15 protein-coding genes are annotated in these 16,664 nt (G+C 33.2%); 11 read left to right on the top strand and 4 right to left on the bottom strand.

The window, feature by feature from the left end; all coding sequences use genetic code 11:
• The first annotated feature begins 166 nt into the window (after nt 1-166).
• From IPK91_09440 to IPK91_09430, 3 genes are all read left to right on the top strand, one after another.
• Nucleotides 167-1,543 (top strand): Gfo/Idh/MocA family oxidoreductase, encoded by a 1,377-nt coding sequence (locus IPK91_09440; GenBank protein ID MBK8297481.1) that lies wholly within the window; start codon nt 167-169, stop codon nt 1,541-1,543.
• Nucleotides 1,544-1,626: 83 nt separating this feature from the next.
• On the top strand, nt 1,627-2,628 hold the full coding sequence (locus tag IPK91_09435) for a tetratricopeptide repeat protein (GenBank protein MBK8297480.1): 1,002 nt from the start codon (nt 1,627-1,629) through the stop codon (nt 2,626-2,628).
• A 135-nt stretch (nt 2,629-2,763) separates the two neighbouring features.
• The gene (locus tag IPK91_09430; protein MBK8297479.1) at nt 2,764-5,931 is read left to right on the top strand and encodes a CHAT domain-containing protein; all 3,168 of its coding nucleotides are present in this window, start codon (nt 2,764-2,766) and stop codon (nt 5,929-5,931) included.
• Between the two features lie 60 nt (nt 5,932-5,991).
• On the opposite strand, the gene IPK91_09425 is transcribed toward IPK91_09430, so the two are convergent.
• The 3 genes from IPK91_09425 to IPK91_09415 are packed head-to-tail and all read right to left on the bottom strand — an operon-like array spanning nt 5,992 to nt 7,689.
• Entirely contained in the window at nt 5,992-6,879 is an 888-nt protein-coding gene (locus IPK91_09425; GenBank protein ID MBK8297478.1) for a hypothetical protein, read from the bottom strand.
• A 39-nt stretch (nt 6,880-6,918) separates the two neighbouring features.
• Complete coding sequence (locus IPK91_09420) at nt 6,919-7,482, bottom strand: sigma-70 family RNA polymerase sigma factor (protein ID MBK8297477.1); 564 nt, start codon at nt 7,480-7,482, stop codon at nt 6,919-6,921.
• A 39-nt stretch (nt 7,483-7,521) separates the two neighbouring features.
• Entirely contained in the window at nt 7,522-7,689 is a 168-nt protein-coding gene (locus IPK91_09415; protein ID MBK8297476.1) for a hypothetical protein, read from the bottom strand.
• A gap of 243 nt (nt 7,690-7,932) precedes the next feature.
• Between IPK91_09415 and IPK91_09410 the strand changes: the two genes are divergently transcribed.
• From IPK91_09410 to IPK91_09380, 7 genes are all read left to right on the top strand, one after another.
• Complete coding sequence (locus IPK91_09410) at nt 7,933-8,715, top strand: hypothetical protein (GenBank protein MBK8297475.1); 783 nt, start codon at nt 7,933-7,935, stop codon at nt 8,713-8,715.
• A gap of 94 nt (nt 8,716-8,809) precedes the next feature.
• Nucleotides 8,810-9,583, top strand: coding sequence for a hypothetical protein (locus IPK91_09405; protein MBK8297474.1), 774 nt, complete (start codon nt 8,810-8,812; stop codon nt 9,581-9,583).
• A 66-nt stretch (nt 9,584-9,649) separates the two neighbouring features.
• The gene (locus IPK91_09400) at nt 9,650-10,660 is read left to right on the top strand and encodes a hypothetical protein (protein ID MBK8297473.1); all 1,011 of its coding nucleotides are present in this window, start codon (nt 9,650-9,652) and stop codon (nt 10,658-10,660) included.
• 47 nt (nt 10,661-10,707) lie between these two features.
• Nucleotides 10,708-12,099 (top strand): hypothetical protein, encoded by a 1,392-nt coding sequence (locus IPK91_09395; GenBank protein MBK8297472.1) that lies wholly within the window; start codon nt 10,708-10,710, stop codon nt 12,097-12,099.
• A gap of 754 nt (nt 12,100-12,853) precedes the next feature.
• Nucleotides 12,854-13,411, top strand: coding sequence for a hypothetical protein (locus IPK91_09390; protein ID MBK8297471.1), 558 nt, complete (start codon nt 12,854-12,856; stop codon nt 13,409-13,411).
• Nucleotides 13,412-13,431: 20 nt separating this feature from the next.
• On the top strand, nt 13,432-14,814 hold the full coding sequence (locus IPK91_09385; GenBank protein ID MBK8297470.1) for a hypothetical protein: 1,383 nt from the start codon (nt 13,432-13,434) through the stop codon (nt 14,812-14,814).
• Nucleotides 14,815-14,861: 47 nt separating this feature from the next.
• Entirely contained in the window at nt 14,862-15,695 is an 834-nt protein-coding gene (locus tag IPK91_09380; GenBank protein MBK8297469.1) for a hypothetical protein, read from the top strand.
• Nucleotides 15,696-15,772: 77 nt separating this feature from the next.
• On the opposite strand, the gene IPK91_09375 is transcribed toward IPK91_09380, so the two are convergent.
• Nucleotides 15,773-16,303 (bottom strand): hypothetical protein, encoded by a 531-nt coding sequence (locus IPK91_09375; protein MBK8297468.1) that lies wholly within the window; start codon nt 16,301-16,303, stop codon nt 15,773-15,775.
• Between the two features lie 156 nt (nt 16,304-16,459).
• Between IPK91_09375 and IPK91_09370 the strand changes: the two genes are divergently transcribed.
• A complete protein-coding gene (locus tag IPK91_09370; GenBank protein MBK8297467.1) occupies nt 16,460-16,660 on the top strand; it encodes a dodecin domain-containing protein in 201 nt (66 codons plus the stop codon).
• Nucleotides 16,661-16,664: the final 4 nt, after the last annotated feature.

Raw genomic sequence — 16,664 nt, 5'->3', positions numbered from 1 at the left:
CTGTTTTATAATGGATCGGCTTTTTTATTTTAAGTCGTTATGAAATTGTTACGAATGGTAGTCTTGTGGTAATTAGAGTAGCTCAAATCGATTTGTAAGGATTTAATAGACTAGCGGTACATTGAATATTATTGTTATTTTAGCATTTCAATAAAAACCAGTATCAATGTCTTACTCTCGTCGTGACGTTCTAAAAACCTTGGGAATTGCAACAGGAGCTTCTGCATTTCATATCCCGGATTTAGCGAAATTGTTAGGAGAGATTCCCAATCCGCTGCATAAAACCCTAGACAAACCAATTACTGCAATAACTTTAGGTGCGGGGTCTAGAGGCAATGTATATGGAAATTATGCAATTTCAAATCCGGATCAAATAGATATTGTTGGAGTAGCAGAACCCATCCCTTTACGAAACGAACGGTATAGTAAGAAGCATAAAATCGCAGCAGAAAATCGTTTTGTTACCTGGGAACATGTTTTTCAAAAGCCAAAGTTTGCTGATGCAATTATCATTACTACACCTGATCATTTACATTACGGTCCGTGTATGAAAGCACTCGCTTTAGGTTATGATGTACTTTTAGAAAAGCCAATGGCTCAGACCGAAAAAGAATGTCGGGATATTTTAGCCCTTACAAAAAAAACAGGAGCCATTGTAGGATTATGCCACGTTTTGAGATATGCACCTTACTTTATTAAATTGAAGGAGCTTATTCATAATGGTTCTATCGGTGAACTTATAAGCATTCAACATTTTGAGCCAATTCAACACATCCACATGGCCCATTCGTTTGTAAGAGGAAATTGGCATAATTCTAAAGAAAGTACACCAATCATATTAGCAAAATCCTGTCATGATTTAGATATCATGCGTTGGTTGGTTGGGAAACCCTCTGTTCGTGTAGCTGCATTTGGAAATTTAAAATGGTTTAATAAACAAAACGCACCGGCGGGGAGTACCGCACGATGTCATGACGGTTGTGCAATTGAATCAACCTGTCCATATTCTGCAGTGAAAATATATTTACGGGAACGAAGCTATACCTATGTGTTTGATTTGCCAGAACAAAAAGAATTGATTCCGGATGCGATTATGAATTATCTAAAAACAACTAACTATGGAAGATGCGTGTATCGTATGGACAACGATCAATGTGATCATTACGTTATGAGTTTATTGTTTGAAGGTGGAATCACTGCCAGTTTTAATATGGAAGCATTCACAGGATACCATGGACGACGAACGCGAGTCATGGGAAGCATGGGCGATTTGACTGGGGATATGGAACAATTTACACACACTGATTTTCGAACCGGGAAAACTACCAATTGGGATAGCAAATCCTTGGACGAAGGCGCCTATAAAAATCATGGACACGGAGGTGGTGATTACAGGCTAATGCAAGATTGGGTTCAGGCAGTTGCACAAAAAAATCCCAGTTTGCTGACTTCTACAATCGAAGCATCCATTGAAAGTCACCTGATGGGATTTGCAGCTGAGAAAAGTCGCAAGAATAAAAAAATTGTTGATATTAGATTGTAGTGTTTAAGGTTTAAAAATTATCTAACACTCTGATTTTATGAAATTTCAATTGTTAAAATATTTTGTGATGCATTGATATGAGTTTGAATAGAAGAATACCGCTGCTATTAGTTTGCTATGTGTTGTTTTTATTTGCTTGTATTAAAACAGAGCAATCTAAAAAGGTCTCAAGCAATTCAGAACATGCTGAATTAGAACGCTTGAATCAATTAATCTCCCAGCATCCAGATGTGGACTCATTTTATTTTATGAGGGGACTTTATAATTTTAATATAGAAGCTTATGAATTGGCAATTGAAGATTTTCAGATGGCTTTAAAAATTGATTCAACCCGACAACCCATTTATTATTTTTATTTATCAGATGCGCATTTGTACAATTTACAATCCTGGGATGCTTCTCAAGTAATGGACAAAGCCATGAGTCTATTTCCAAATCATGCAGAAACTATTTTAAGAAGTGCCAGACTTAGATTGGTCCTTAAGCAATACATACCGGCAATGACGGTGTTAGACAAGTTATTTGTAAGAGACCCTCAGAATTCAAAGGCATATTTATTGGCGGGGCAGATTTTTTATGAGATGGGAGATACCGGAAGAGCAGTAAATGCCTATCAAAAAGCCGTAGATTTTAATCCGGAGTTGAGAGAAGGTTGGATTCGACTAGGCGAGTTGTTATGTGAATTGGGAACTATTAAATGCATACCCTATTTTGATAATGCAATTCGGATGGATAGTTTGGATCCGGAAGTATATCATAAAAAAGCGTTTTGTTATGCACAATTGGGTAAACAAAAGGAAGCCATTGAATCCTATAGATCCAACATCTTTCGATTTCCGGCATACGAACCCTCTTTTTATAATTTGGGATTGCTGTATCTGGAGATGGATTCATTGGATCTCGCACTGGAACATTTCATGATATCGGTTCAAATCACCCCAGCTGAAGCAAGCAGCTATTATCAGCGAGGAATTGTTTATCAAAAAATGAAGAAATCGCAAGAAGCAAAAAATGATTTTCAGAAAGCATTGCAATTGGATAGCAGTTTGATTGAAGCTAGACAAGCGTTGAATTTGATTAAATAGTAAAAATGTATTATTTAATTCAACGAATTGACCACTGGGTATTTGATTTTAACCATCGATCTCTTGGATTTTTATGGTATTCAATGATTTAGTTAGTTTTGTTAAGTTACCCATTTATAAATATGAAATAATTTTATGATAAGATTGCAAATATTTGTTCCTTCTAATTACAATGTTTTGTTGCGAATAGTTTTTACTTTTTTTTTAAATTTTACTATCGTTACACATAGTGTAAAGGCTCAGAATCAAGATTCGTTGCAATTAGAGATGCAAGTTGATAGTTTGATAAAAGTTTCTGCAAAATTCACTGATCAAAAGGAATTTAATGATGCTATTGATGCGATTAAAATTGCTAATCAGTATCTTGAAAACCGGGGCGACTCTAGTTCATCTTTATTTGGTAAGGTTTGTAATTCTCATGGTAGGATTTATTTTTTTAAAGGAAATTATCCTAAGGCAGAAGAATTATATTTAAAATCAAATGCAATACTAAAACAAGTAGACAATAAAAACAGATTAGCATATTTAACAAATATTGGGTGCCTTGGATCTTTGTATTTGAACACAGGAAAACTTGAGAAAGCTGAACGGTATCTTTTGGAGGCTGATCATTTGGGAAAAATTACAATTGGGGAAAAACACCCTGACTATGCATTAAATTTAAGTAATTTAGGCAGAGTCTATAGATTGATGGGTCAATTTGAAAAAGCAGAATATTTTATGAATGAAGCTTTAATACTTCGTGAAAAATATATTGGAAAAGAAAGTCGAAGTTATGCTTTTTCCTTAAATAGTTTAGCGATTTTGTACAAAGATCGTGGTAATTATCTTAAAGCCGAGAAACTTTACCTGGAAGCAATAAGGATTCGTGAAAAAGTTTTGGGTAAAGCACATGGAGATTATATTGCTAGTTTAACCAATTTAGCAATATTATATAAGAGCTTGGGAAATTATGAAAAATCAGAGTCGCTTTTTCTCGAAGCATTGTCAAATTGTACCCAAAATAATGAAAGAGAATTCTTGGAATATGCTAATATTCTTAGCAACTTAGGAGTTCTAAAGTATCGAATGCAGAAATTTGAACAAGCTGAGTCTTTATTACTGAGAACGATAAACATTCTGCAAGGTAAATTTGAGAGCGATCATCCAACATTTGTTTTATGTAAAGCTAATTTAGCGAATATTTATAGAGCTACTGGTGATTTTTTGAAAGCCGAAGTTTTACTCTTGGAAATTTTGAGTATGATTGACCAATCCAAAGGTAAGAACAATTATCATTATGCCAACGCCTTGCATAATTTAGGAATTTTATATGATGAAAAGGGAGATCAAAACACAGCTTTGTTAAAATGTAAAGAGTCACTTGAAATCAGAGTTCGGATATTTGGAAGGGACCATCCTTATTGTGCTGATAGTTATGAAGCATTGGCGGATATCTATTTTCATATGGGGGAGTTCCGCAAAGCAGAAGTATTTTTTGACAGTCTGGTGAATTTAAACATATTACTATATAAACGATCTATATTGCATTTATCTGAATATGAATTAAGTCAATATATAAATACTTTCAAGAAGTTTCAAAATAAACTTTATTCTTTAGCATTTTATGCGGCTAACATAGATAATCATATCGCGATTACGTGTTTAGAGAATAGTTTGTTTTATAAAAACATATTATTAAGATCGAATGCTTTGGTTAAAAATAGATTGAATATTGATACTGCCAATTATGAGAAACTACTTTTGAAGAAATCGCTGGAATATCGCTTGTCGTTAGAATATTTAAAACCTCTAGTGAGTCGTGATAGTATTCAATTTAATGATTTAATGGAACAATCAATTGGACTGGAGAAGAATCTAATTGGGAGTATTGTAAGTAGCGAATTGAAATTTGATCGGATCAATTTTAAGGATATTCAGAAAAATTTAAAGTTTAATGAAGTCGCAATAGAATTCATTCATTTTAATCAAGTTTATGGAAGTAGAATGGATAGTATTTTATATGCAGCAATTTTAGTTAAACCTGGAATGCTGAAACCTGAGATCATTTTTCTTTTCGATCAAAGGCAGTTAGAAGCATTGCTGGAAAATAAAATGAAATGTTCAACTAAGCAGTTTCTGAATTTATTATATTCCGGAGTTAATAGTCAGGCATTTAGTCAATGTACATTTGATACTATTCCTTCATTATTCGAACTAATATGGAAGCCTATTATGAATGAGTTGATTGGAGTAAGTAAGATCTATTTATCCAAAACAGGATTATTACATCAAATAAATTTGACTGCAATTTCTGATCAGAATGGAGTATTGCTTAACAGCAAGTTTAATATTGTTGAATTAAGTAGTACACATATATTAATGGATCATCAAACAAGGAGAAAGGATAATCAAAAGGCTTTACTTGTTGGTGGAATATATTTTGAAAGGGATACCATGGGTGTGCAAGATCAAGAGAATATAACTGACAATGCGGTTCAAAACAATTCTCATGTATTGAATTTGAAGAATCCTATAGACCAACTTGGTTTTGATTCAGAATTTATAGACTCTATGTTTAGAGGAGGAAACTGGAATTATTTACATTGGACAGACAAGGAGATTAATTCCATTGATGAAATTGTTAGAAAAGTCAAGATTATTCCTATTCTACTAAGAGGAAAATATGCAACTGAAGAAAAATTTAAAGAGATTAGTCAAGAGTATATGTCTCCCAGAATTATTCATTTGGCAACTCACGGTTTTTTCTTTCCTGACCGAACGATTTCTGCCGCAGGCAGAATGTCGCACGACAGTGCGGCAAGTGAGGGAACTGTGAAAGCAGCCACACCAAAGTCAAAGCTGGAATTTGAAACAAATGAACCTGTATTCAAAATTTCAGACCATCCAATGATTCGTTCAGGTTTACTCATGGCTGGTTCTAACTATGCCTGGAAAACAGGAAAGCCAATTAGGGAAGGTATGGAAGACGGTATCCTTACCGCTTATGAAATTAGTCATATGGATTTATCAAACACAGAATTAGTAGTATTATCTGCCTGCGAAACAGGCCTTGGAGATATTCAAGGCAACGAAGGCGTTTATGGATTGCAACGTGCTTTCAAAATAGCTGGAGCAAAATACTTGGTGATGAGTTTATGGCAGGTACCCGACAGAGAAACCAAAGAATTTATGGTGAGCTTTTATAAAAACTGGTTAGGTAAAAAGAAAAGCATACCGGATGCATTCAGGATGACACAAAAAGAAATGCAAGAACGTTTTATAAGTCCCTATGCATGGGCGGGGTTTGTGTTGGTGGAGTGAAGCGTTAATTTGGTATCACCATGCATTTAACTTTTATAATTAATTAAAACAATTGAATCGCTATTTATATTTTCTTCGGACGTGTTTTTTATTTAATATCAATTGTACTTGTTTTGAATAGAGATGATTCGAATTTTTTTGAATGGATTGTGATAATTTTGTAAATTCTTGGTTGCAGGGTTTCCCACAAGCAAGTGCATTTAAAAATGAATACCATTCTATTTCCATCCTTTTTTCATTGTTAGTGCTTTTACTAAGAGAAAGTTTAAATAAATCTCCGGCTTCAGCATATTTGCCGAGTCTGAAAAAGCACAAGGCCTGGAAATAATATTTTTCAAAACTACCAGTTGTTAATTTTTGAAGATACAGTAACGCGTTTGCGTACGCTTCTGCATTGAACTCCATTTTTGCTGAATCCAAAGGGCTCTCAGTCGAACTTCCTCTCAAATAAGAAAAATCTTCAGGAGTCGAATAATAATAATCGGCCATTTCTTTTGCGGCCCTTGGATCTTCCCAGGCAAAAATAGCTGGCTCATTTTGAAGAGTATCTTGTTCTTTTAATAAGCTGTCCCTTAGGGGTTCTTTTGAATTGGTTTCCAAACTGTCCTTCAATAAAAAGGCTTTGTTGTTATCCCCGGGTGCTAAAATAACTTCAGTTGGGATTTTACCTGTATCAAGAGCACCATTCATCGTGTAGAAGTAAAAGATAGCTAAACTTATTAAACCTGGAAGTGCAATCCATCTAAACCATTTCAACCATCGGTTTCTTTGTTGGGCATGTATTATTTTTTCAGAAAGACCAAGCTGTCGTAAGCCTTCTATCAATTCTTTGGTATGATTGACTTCGGATTGTAAACCTGGGTCGAGTTTTAACCGACTTTCGAAGGATTCCAGTTCATCCCCCTTCATTTCACCATTTATATATTTTTCAATGTCAAAGTTGTGCATAACTGGATTTGTATTTGGTTGATAAAGCCAACAATTTTTTCATGCACTGGCTTCTGAAACCCGCAAGGATTCCAAACTGGAATATTTAGTTAGTTTATTTTTAATTTGTTCTTCATCAGAAAGTTCGGAAATATATTTAAGATCTATGAGTTCTTTGCAGGGCGAGCCGAGTTCATTCAACATTTTTTTTAATAGCGTTACTTTTTCTAGAATTAGAATTGAATTCGATTCTTCTGCAATCATTGTATTTTCAAGTTCATCCAAACTCATTGAACTCGAATGTTTTTTTTGTCTGGATGCATTCATGCAAAGATTCTTACATATCGCAAACAGGTAAGTTTTTGGAGATGATAGTTTGGAATTAAATTGCTCTGATTTTATTTTGTAAATAAGAATTAAAATGCCATCATGCAGAATCTCCTGCAACTGGGTAAGTGAAATTCCATATTTCGTTAAATTTCTTGAAACCATTTTCTCCACTTGCAATAACAAGCATTGTATGGCCGAAGTTTCTTCATGCAGTAATCCTGTCAGTAGTTTATCATCTGAATCATATTTTTTACAAGGCAGGATTCGTTCTGTGAAACTCCTTTTGGAATCCATTATACGTATTGAAGTTAATTTGATTGCAAACATACGATATTAGCTATTGTACACATAATTCGTAAATGTAAATACGGGAATAATTGAATTACTTGTAGTTATGTTTCCAGAAATGACCAATAGACCAAATTCTAATTCCTGCATTATTGAAATAAACAATGAATCCAATCGCTCTATTAGTGGACTTGAATGAAACTTGGCATTCATAATAACTGAAGCTTAACGGACTGATTTATTTTAAATTTTATGTAGAAGTTTTAGAATCTAATTGAGTATAACTATCAGATTATTAATGGTTTAAATTGATTATTGATTAAATATTTAGAAATTCTTTACATTTTAAAACTCGGTAACAATATACTTATAAGCCTTTGTTGAATCAAAATTGGCTATCGTGTCATGTATTTGTATGGGCACGCGAATGAATTAAAATTTAGAGAAAAACTTAATATGGTGCAATTATTCTCTTGTTATTTGTTAAAATTCTGGGTAACATCTTTTGTGCTCTTGATTTCAGTAATGGGGCTTTTTTCTCAAGATATTAAATCTGTTTGGTTTACAGAAAGTGGACAAATGGTATGTAAAATGTGTCCTGGCAGACCAAATTATCAACTTAATTACGTGGGCACTAATTGCAATAAATGGGAAGCGGTAGCAGTAATGAATGGTTCTTATAATGTTCAATATGTAAAATTATTAAATAGAACAATTAATAATTCAAATCAAGTACAGCAAGTTGTGGCAATAGACTCTGGATATCATATTATAAATGCAGTTAAATTTAAGAAGAAAGGTTCAAGTCAAACATTTGTATATAATCTGAATAGTAAGGAAACGCCACCTGTATTTGTAGGCTATCATTGTTATGCTGAACCTACTCTTTTTCAAAGAAAAGTTTCGTTTAGTCAGAATGGAATCAATGTTTGCTCATTGTGTGTTGAGGGTGGATTGTATCAAATGAATGTTGAGGGAGATGATGTATTTATTGCTGCTAACTTTAGTATTGTAAATGACCATTCAAAAAAAATAGAATTACTTATAGAAAGTGTTGGACCCAAAAGATTTATTAATTCAAACAAATACCAACAAGATGTTAGGGCAATAAAAGGAGGACTCGGTTTAATTTCTAAAGTACATTTCTTTAAAATCTTATCGACTGGATCTTCATATGACACTGCAATAAGTCAGGACTTTGGTTTAAATCCAATATTTGTTGGTTACCATTGTTATTAATTTATCAAGAGGAAGGATGGTAGGTTATATTTTAAATATTTTGTAATTTAATTAGATTGTAAATAAATTTATTATTACTATTAATTTCAATTTTATGCATTGGTTTAAATTTATATTTTCTTGTTGTTTGACTTTATTTGCATTCCATTTATATTCCCAGGAAATGCTTCTTAAGTCTAAGGATTTTGATATGATTCTAAGTGATTTTAAAAAGAGTGAATCATTCAAATTTGCTCATAGTGATTTAAGTAAAAAAGGATTTAAACAAGGCAAGAATGTGGAATCATTTTATGCAAATTTTGAACTCTTGGATACTGTAACTATGAAAAGCGTTAAAGTTAAATGTGTTGCAATTGGGTATGAACATGTGAAATCTGGAAAATTGGCAGTGATTTCAAAAATAGAAAAGGACAATAATTCTTATTCCAGTTTGATTTATGTATCCAGGGATAATAGCGCAGAGGAGTTTCAAATTCTTAAAGCTGGAAATAAAAATTCATTTAAAAGACAAGTCGGCCCGGGATCAATTTGGGCTGAGCCCGAAGTATCTAATTTTATTATGGCAAGCAATCCGGCATATGTTGCAATCGACTTTCTAAGCTGTATGATTTCGTCGACTAACGAATGCAGTAGGGCTTGTAGAAAGGAAATCAGGGATTGCATAAATGCGAAGGATGGTGCATTTAAAAGAGCTATTGATAGAATTAATAGAACAAGAGATCAAACCAGCGCTGAACGCAACGTTAGATTGCAAATGCGCTTGGCGCGATTTGGTGGAGAAATATTTGAATGTATCGGTGGAATGACATGTGGTTATTGTTTTACCTGGGAGGTACCAGATTGTATCGCTTATGCACTTCGGGACTAAAAAGGATATCACTTTAAATCCATATAGGAGTAGTCATATTAAAAAATAAACCTATAAGACTGAAATATGCAAAGTTATCTATCCATAATTTATTTTTTTATCATACTTGCTGTAAATGCAAGCTGTCAAAATAGCAGCACAAATAATGTATCGGGGCAAAATCAACATGATGAGAATGTGGGTATGTCAAATCTAAGTCAGACGGATCCTTTTATTGGAATTTTTAAAGGTAATATTGATAATAATCCAATAATCATTCAATTAAGTAAATTTTCAGCAGATGAATATAATTTTTATTTCAATGGACAAGGACCTGATAAAATTCAAAAAACTGGAAATAGAATCATGATGCAAGGTGTTGGAATTGATTTTAGTTTAGAGCCTATTGCATCTGGATTGTTATTAAGAGGAAATGGAAAAGAAGTTATTCTACAAAGAGATGAACCCATGCCAGATTCCAATGCTTATCAAGAAAATCAAATTGAAGACGATCCTTTTAGTGGAAGCTACGATATGCTATCAAATGGTCAAAATCTGGGAAAAGTATCATTGACAAAAACGGGTGCCGCTAATTATCTATTCACATCCGCACAAGGGGATGATATTGCACAACGAAATGGAGATCAATTGTCTGGAACGAGTTTTGGAACTCCTTTTACCATCAAACAGCATGGCTCTAATTTGATTTTGAATCTACAAGGCTATGATTTTTTACTCACAAACAGACAGACACAGTCAAACAATCAAGCAAATCCTGGAAACGGACAAATTGATCAAAGACTGGTTGGTACTTGGAGTGTTTCTACTGCACGAAGTGGAAGCTCATCTCAGCAAACTTACAGGTTCAATTCAGACGGAACTATGCAATATCAATATTCCTATTCTGCTGGAGGCAATGGCTGGTCAGCTGGAAAAACATCAGATCCGGTTGAAAATTCAACGTATTCAGTAAGTAATTTAAACGCTAATGGAGGTATATTAATAATCAGTGGCCAACAAAGCGCCTATGAATTTTCGAATTTTGGCGGAGAAGAGAAATTGATTATAGGAAACAAGATATTTAAGAGGGTTTATTAATATGAAACATAATTATTTTTGAATTTAATTTAATAAAAAATTACTTTATGGTTTTTAACTTTAAGATTATTTATTTATTTATAATTAAACTTTTAGTTTCAGTTTTAGTAATACCGTTAGCAATTTCACAAGAGAGTGGAAATATAGAATTACCTCGAAATTCTAATAGATTAAAGGTCAATGAAATAATATTTTCACCTAATGAAACTAGCTATTCTGGTAAATCGTTTTCTAAGATTTTTACCATCAGTAATGTTGATACTGCAAATATTTCAATTGTACCAACATACAGATCTATAATTGATAAAGGAATTGATATTAAGGTATTAAAAATTAAGGGAAACTGTGTACAAATAGTAGTAAAATCTTTACCTAATTGGGTTCAAAAAGATACTATTAAGGTAATGGTGAAGACGAATGGTAAAATTAGCCCTAGTAATGGGATTATTTTTTTGGCAAAAATTGAATCTCCAACTAATAAAAATTATGTTAGTGTTAAAAGTAATTTGCCTAAAAAAGATATGGTAATTGCAAAAATAAAGAAGGATGTTAAATTGAAGACTGGTAATGCAGAGTTCATTACTTGTGTACCAATTGACACATGTGTTGTTAACGGGACGTTGAAGATTTATTTAACTAATATTGACCATGTTAAAAAAGTATTTTTTGGATCAAAGGAATTAAGGATAATAAAGTTTATTAAAGATGGTGGTTTGCTTTATGGTAATCATCCATGTATCATAGTTGAAGCTCCTGCTTTTGAAGGAACAGCTGATTTGTTTATTGAGTATTCTAATTTGCCAAAGGTTAAAATATTTCCTGTCAAATCTCAATATGTATTTTTATTAAGTTCTAATCCTAAATTGCCTAAGCCAAAAGCAAGAATGGTGCAAAAAGACAAACTAATTGCAAGTACTTTTTATATGCCATTTTCTAATGAAGATGTAGGGGTAAATGTAGGGTGCGAATATACTGTTTGGTATGTTTTGGAAAATTTACCTGGAGATATAATAAATGGTTTGCCAGATATACATGAAATGCAGGGTTCACTACCATATAAGGGACCTTTATATTTATATTCTAATAATTATCTTGGTTCTCAAGATCTATTTGGTAATAACTTGCAAACTGCGTATGGCCAGGAAACAATTGCAGAAGTTCAATTGCAATTTACAAGTAGTATTTTTGAAGTTTATTTTGAAATTAATACGTTGTTTCATACTGAAACAATATTGAATTCGAGAAGCACGGAAACAATTATTAGGGGTGATAAAATAGTTCCAATTTCAAGGCAAGAGTATATTATAGATGATACTTACCCTTTACAAAAATATTTAAAATTTTATAATGATTATTCTTGGGGTCAAGTAGATGGCGAGTTTGATTGTATTGGATGCGATCCTGTAAAAGTTGGACTATTTAGTAAGAATGACGATTGAACGTTTCGGATATGCACAGGTAAAATGGCACCTGAAGCTAGTTGGGTCTCTACTCCATTTGCAATCCCAGAGGGTTGGAGAATAAAGGAAATTCATTGGGATACATGGACAAACAATGTAGATGATCCAAATTGTGATTATTCTTCAGGCGTAAGCGTTAGGCAATCTAGCCCATTCCGATCTAAAAGTATATTGGAGCAAAACTTACCAAGACTAAATATAACTGATGAATGTAATAATTATAAAATTGAATTTCTTTTCATGATTTTCCAAATGATGCGAATTTTGCAGGATATTCAAAGTGCAAACTTCATAACGAATATATAAATACGAATAGCAGTTTTGAATTTGAAATGGATCTAGATCAAGTTAATTGTTATGAGTATCATACAGAGTCTATAATAAGTTTGGAAAGATTGAAATTAATTGCAAATCATAGACAGAAAATTAAGGGAATTGTTATAGGATTAGATTGTTCGCAACCTTGTTTAACTAATGCTGAAAGGCGAACAATCCAATTAACTAAAATAATTGTTGAGGGACCCCCAGGAAAGAATCCATTAGATTGTTTTAAATATTTAGATAAATTCGGTGTGGAGGACCTAAGAGATAATGGGTACTTAACGCCACCAATGAAGTTTGTAAAATGGCATTAATTCTGAAAAAAATTTATGCAATTTTGTTTAAATATAAATTGTAATTCTAGTTAAGTTAATCAATTTGAAGTTTGAATGAAATTGTGAATTTAATTGTTATGAAGAATATTTATTTATATATAGTTTTACTATTGGTAGTTATTTCATGTAATGGGGAAGAGAATATTATCCAAGAACCCTTCTTCTCCTATTTAAAAACACCTAACAGCACTATTGATACAATAAAAAAGGCAGCGAGTGTATGGGAATATGGCTTCAAATTTAAACCAGTAAAGGGTGGTTACTTAAAAGCATTGGGTGTAAAATTGCCTACTGTTGGTGCCTACAAAGTAAAACTTTACAATATTTCGACAAATGTTGTAATCCTTGATACCATGATTCAAGCCCCATTTATAAATTCGGAATCATTCATTGATGTGGCTCCAATTCCTTTAAATGGCAATACTGAATATGGAGTTGCTCTGGTCGCAGACGTTTTTTTTAAAGTTCGACAAAATAGTAATTTGGAGTTTATATTTCCACAAGAAATAGGGAATATAAAAGTTATAGGCTTTTTTGAAGAAAAATGTGGTAACAATGGATGTCTAAGTTTTCCAGTTGTTGCAAATAATTTGGTTATTGCACCCTGTGTCAGTTTTAAGTTTCATTCCAATTGAATTTAATAGTTATATAGTGTATGAATGTAAAAATATTTTTAGACGGAATTAAAGCTAAATTTTTAATACTGCTGTTGGTTTTTCAAATAGTCAGTACTCTGAAAGGAAATCCTTGCATGACATCTCTTGGTTTATTAATTGCGCGAGATTTTAATCCACAATCTATGGATTCGAATATTGGATTGGTTTCGGATCCTTTCATCGGTAAATTTATTGGGCAAATTATTGGCCAACAATTAATTATTGAAATACGAAAGGCTGCCAATGGTAATTACGAGATCTACGTAAACGGACTAGGTCCAGATATTGCTGTTTTGAAAAATGACGTATTAAGTGGAACCTCTGATGGTTTTGCTTTTAGCATTAGCCTTTCAGGACGAAATGTTATCTTAACTATGTTTGAGCAACCTTCCTTGTTTGTTAGAGATGAAACAGGGGTAAATAACAGCACGGTTACTCCGACTACAGATTTTCCAGGGAATGCAAATTCTGGTAATCAAGTTGTTGAAAATGAACAAGATTTTCTTGTTGGTACATATTCAGGCTACGGAGAGAATAATATTGGTATTAAAGTGGTAATTACAAAAGGTGCAGAGCAGGAATATTTATTGACATTTAATGGAGTGGGTCCGACACGTGCTGAAAAATCCAATGGTATGTTATTGGTCTACGAAAGTGGGGTACCGTTTAGCTTTGAAGCAGATGCGGAGGGATTGTATTTTAAAGGTAATGGAAAGTCCATACGTTTGAAACGAGATAAGCAAAGTCATAAAGTATCTAAGAAAAACCAAAATACGATTCCTGTCAAATTTGAAGGAACGTATAATGCTTATGGTGATGGGAAAGATATAGGCATGGGTAAAGTAACAATAAAAGCAATTGGAGATAATTTTTACAATCTTACATTCCAAAATGGAACAATTAAAGTACGAAAGAGTGGCGAACAATTGTTTGGCACCATGGATGGAAAAGAAATGAAGTTGGTAAGTGTTAGGATTCAGGACAATGTATTGCTACTATGTATTTCTGGAGTCGACATAGAGCTTACCAATGGGATTCCTGTTTATTCTGATCAGAGCTCAAGACAAATAGATCAAAGAATTATTGGCAAATGGCGCGGATCAAAAACGTACAATAGTGGATATGGGGGTGGTTCCAGCATCAATGAAAAGTTATATTTGTTCAGAGAAGATGGCACTTATGAGCATAAAAGTTCTAGCTCCTTTAGCGGTTCAGGATGGAGCTCTAGCTCAGATGGCGATGTTGTTAAAGGTGGTTACTTACTGCTTTGGTTAACCGAAGATAAAAGTTTCATGAATATTGGAGGCAGACAAGTCATGTATGAAATGTTTAACTATAATCGAAGTATGAAACTTGATGGAATGATATATGAGAAATTATAAATTTTGGTTACATAACAATTTTTTTAATGATTTGCATAATTTAAAATATGAATTTTCAATTTGTTAATTTATTTAGAGGGTTTTTATCAATACTATTCTTTTCAATTGTAATGCAGCAAATTATTGCTCAAGAAAGTGTATGGGACACAGATGACTGGCGTTACGTAGACCATGAATGGTTAATTTTGAGTCACAATGTGCCCGTGAGAGCCATTTCAACTGATAGAAGTAATCTATATTTGACGGATAATAATTTAATTGCTTATCGATATACTCCACCTAGTGACTGGTATGGCAATCCAGGAATCTTTGCAAAATATGTAATGAGAAATATGCTTGAATTTCACACTACTGGTGTAGCTGGTCAACATTCTGCATATATAAACGATCGTGGGAAGATTTATCTTCAAAGTCGTCCCAATGCAAGGTTTACTTATCTTCCTTCACAAGATGCAATAAGCATTGCACTAACTTCACAAGCTGAAGGAATTTTGATGATAGATATTAGAGGAAATATTTATAATAGGTCTCTAAGCCAAAAAGAATGGAAGAAAATGCCAGGAACTGATGCAAAGAAGATTGCAGCATATGGAGGCACATGGATGATGATAGACAAAAATGGTTTTATATATGAATGGAATGGAGAAAATTGGGATAAAAAACCCGGAAGTGACGCATCTGATATTTTTGTTTGTCAATCAGGCGTCTGGATGATTAAAAATAGTGGAAAAATTTACAAATGGAATGGAGAAGGTTGGTCACAAATTCACGGCAGAGATGACGGACTAAAAATAGCTGGTACTTTTGATGATATATTTATGGTTAATAAATCGGGATATCTTTATACAATAAATCTCCACAAAATTAGACCTGCTCGGTAAGTATTTTTGATAAAAAATAGGTAATGTTAGAAATTTTAAGAATACAAACAATTGGTTGCTTTATCTCATGATCCAACTCAATTCCCCGAATACTTCAATATAAATTTTATATACTTTATTTTAGATAATAGAAAAAGTACATCCTGATCTGCATTGCCGCTGGTAGGAAAACTGATTTCTACGACAGAATCAAACGATCCGTTTCCAACTACAAAGGATGGCAATAAATTTACTGTAGCGGTTCCAATCAATAAGGAATTATCATCGAAAAGGGGAATTGGCGTAGTAGTAATCGGAATATTATGTTCTTCTTTGGCAAGTATTGAAAACTCCGCAGGATTATAGGGATCAAAGGTTTTTACGGCGACATTAACCTGAATTAAATCGTAAATGCAAACATCCGTGGTGGTCCGATACCATTTATAGACTCGGGTGTTTCCGGTTACATAGGTATCGTAAGTCAATCCGCCTGCATGCGCATTCACAGGTGCAGTGATTTCATAGGTGTTATTCTTGTGTTTGGATGCATCGCATTTTGCATCATTTTCATCACATTGAAAACAAAACAAAGAAACAAGCATAAAATGAAGAGAAGATTTAAAATTCATCGCAAGCCATTTAATAGTTAAAAATTTGGATTTAGGATGATTCTTATAGCAAGATAAACCAATTTGTTTGATTTATTCTAAAATATGGAATCATTTTAGCTCAGGAATTGTTATAAATAGATAGTATTCAATTTATTTTTAAAAAGAACCCATCATATGGCTGTATTAAAAGTTATCGAAATCATGTCCTCTTCCAAAAAATCCTGGGAAGATGCTACCGAAACCGGAATCGCAAAAGCATCCAAAACACTTAAAAACATTCGCTCTGCCTGGGTACAGGACCAATCTGTAGTCGTCGATAAGGGGAAAGTTAAAGAATACCGCGTCAGCCTCAAGCTGAGCTTTGAGGTGGTTTAAATAT

The organism is Saprospiraceae bacterium, from assembly GCA_016712145.1.
Classification (GTDB): domain Bacteria; phylum Bacteroidota; class Bacteroidia; order Chitinophagales; family Saprospiraceae; genus Vicinibacter.
This window is presented reverse-complemented; position numbering and strand designations above follow the sequence as displayed.

Coding starts and splice junctions, on each gene's coding strand:
- IPK91_09440 (MBK8297481.1), top strand. CDS start 167: ATGTCTTACTCTCGTCGTGACGTTCTAAAAACCTTGGGAATTGCAACA.
- IPK91_09430 (MBK8297479.1), top strand. CDS start 2,764: ATGATAAGATTGCAAATATTTGTTCCTTCTAATTACAATGTTTTGTTG.
- IPK91_09425 (MBK8297478.1), bottom strand. CDS start 6,879: ATGCACAACTTTGACATTGAAAAATATATAAATGGTGAAATGAAGGGG.
- IPK91_09420 (MBK8297477.1), bottom strand. CDS start 7,482: ATGGATTCCAAAAGGAGTTTCACAGAACGAATCCTGCCTTGTAAAAAA.
- IPK91_09415 (MBK8297476.1), bottom strand. CDS start 7,689: ATGAATGCCAAGTTTCATTCAAGTCCACTAATAGAGCGATTGGATTCA.
- IPK91_09410 (MBK8297475.1), top strand. CDS start 7,933: ATGGTGCAATTATTCTCTTGTTATTTGTTAAAATTCTGGGTAACATCT.
- IPK91_09405 (MBK8297474.1), top strand. CDS start 8,810: ATGCATTGGTTTAAATTTATATTTTCTTGTTGTTTGACTTTATTTGCA.
- IPK91_09400 (MBK8297473.1), top strand. CDS start 9,650: ATGCAAAGTTATCTATCCATAATTTATTTTTTTATCATACTTGCTGTA.
- IPK91_09395 (MBK8297472.1), top strand. CDS start 10,708: ATGGTTTTTAACTTTAAGATTATTTATTTATTTATAATTAAACTTTTA.
- IPK91_09390 (MBK8297471.1), top strand. CDS start 12,854: ATGAAGAATATTTATTTATATATAGTTTTACTATTGGTAGTTATTTCA.
- IPK91_09385 (MBK8297470.1), top strand. CDS start 13,432: ATGAATGTAAAAATATTTTTAGACGGAATTAAAGCTAAATTTTTAATA.
- IPK91_09380 (MBK8297469.1), top strand. CDS start 14,862: ATGAATTTTCAATTTGTTAATTTATTTAGAGGGTTTTTATCAATACTA.
- IPK91_09375 (MBK8297468.1), bottom strand. CDS start 16,303: ATGAATTTTAAATCTTCTCTTCATTTTATGCTTGTTTCTTTGTTTTGT.
- IPK91_09370 (MBK8297467.1), top strand. CDS start 16,460: ATGGCTGTATTAAAAGTTATCGAAATCATGTCCTCTTCCAAAAAATCC.